The organism is Clostridium sp. AM33-3 (genome assembly GCF_003480315.1).
GTDB lineage: Bacteria > Bacillota > Clostridia > Lachnospirales > Lachnospiraceae > Brotaphodocola.
The window spans coordinates 1-1,481 of record NZ_QUIV01000049.1 but is presented as its reverse complement, the minus strand read 5'-3'; the positions used below and the strand labels follow the sequence as shown (position 1 = coordinate 1,481).

The 1,481-nt window shown below is 40.9% G+C and carries 1 protein-coding gene; it reads right to left on the bottom strand.

Annotation, left to right across the window (positions count from 1 at the left end; all coding sequences use genetic code 11):
- Positions 1–154: 154 nt before the first annotated feature.
- Complete coding sequence (locus tag DW819_RS15420) at positions 155–1,372, bottom strand: IS256 family transposase (RefSeq protein WP_182432683.1); 1,218 nt, start codon at positions 1,370–1,372, stop codon at positions 155–157.
- Positions 1,373–1,481 lie beyond the last annotated feature (109 nt).

The following is a 1,481-nucleotide window of genomic DNA, read 5'->3' as shown; positions in this document are numbered from 1 at the left end:
GAGACCGTTTCAAGTTTTGTGTAAACGTTAAAAACTGATATAAGATTTGTGAATAGTTACAAATGGGCAGAGCCGATTTTCCGGATTCTGCCCATATCTGCATTATACAGTAGTTTTTAGGCATGTCAATAAAACCTGCTTAAAATTGACTGTTTTACAGGTTCCGTCCTGCCAGACGTTCTTCAAAATAAATTTCCAGCTGGGAATGGATCTGTCCCCAGTCCTGCCTGTGACCGGTCCATTTTTTCGTGATATCCATGGTTGCCAAATACAGCATTTTCAAAAGGCTGTCATCTGACGGAAAAACCGTTTTGCTTTTGGTCACTTTCCGGAGCTGACGGTTGAAGCCTTCAATGGCATTTGTGGTGTAAATCAGGCGTCTTACTGCCTCTGGATATTTGAAATAAGTGGACAGGGTTGCCCAGTTATCATTCCAGGATTTATAGATTTTCGGGTACTTGGAATCCCATTTATCTTTGAACAATTCTAACTCATTTAAAGCTGTTTCTTCCGTTGGAGCTGCATATACAAGCTTCAGATCAGCCATCAGTTTTTTGATGTCTTTGTATGAAACAAACTTTGTTGAATTACGGATCTGATGGATGATACACTGCTGAATCTCTGTTTTTGGATAAACAGCCTCGATTGCCTGTGGAAATCCATTTAAACCATCAACGCATGCGATCAGGATATCCTCAACGCCTCTGTTTTTTAATCCATTCATGATAGAAAGCCAGAACTTCGCACTTTCGTTCTCTCCAACATACATTCCAAGGACATCTTTTTTTCCGCTCATGTCGATACCAAGAGCAATGTAAACCGCACGTTTTACGATACGTCCTTCGCTGCGGACATGATAGTGGATCGCATCCATAAATACTACAGCATACACTTCTTCCAGAGGACGTTCCTGCCATTCTTTTACAATCGGCAGGATTTTGTCTGTGATCCGGCTGACTGTGCTGTCAGAAATATCAATATCGTATAATTCACGCATGTGGGATTCAATGTCTCCGGTGGTCATTCCTTTGGCATACATGGAAAGTATTTTTTCTTCCATGTCCTGAGTTACGGTATTTTGATATTTTTTAATCAGCTGTGGTTCGTAATCACCGTTACGATCCCTTGGGATCGCCACATCCATATCTCCATAACTGGTGTGCATGGTTTTGCTGGAATGACCGTTTCTGCTATTGTCTGTTTCTTTGTTACGATAATCATACTTGGAATATCCTAATTCTTCATCCAGTTCCTCGTCCAAAGCACCTTCCAATAGGACAGACATCATGTCACGCATGATGCCATTTACATCGGTGCCGTCTTTGATGCTGATATCATTATTTTTCAGATAATCCCGCATCATTTCTCTCATTGCTGCTTTTTGTGGGCTGTCTTTTCTTCTTGCCATAAAAATAACCTCCAAACTGAGTAATTTTATCTTACATCAGTTTGGAGGTTTACACAAACTTTGGGATACTCCC

What these genes read in the sequence shown, in the direction of transcription:
- DW819_RS15420 (WP_182432683.1), bottom strand. Translation starts at nt 1,372, where the DNA reads ATGAGAGAAATGATGCGGGATTATCTGAAAAATAATGATATCAGCATC.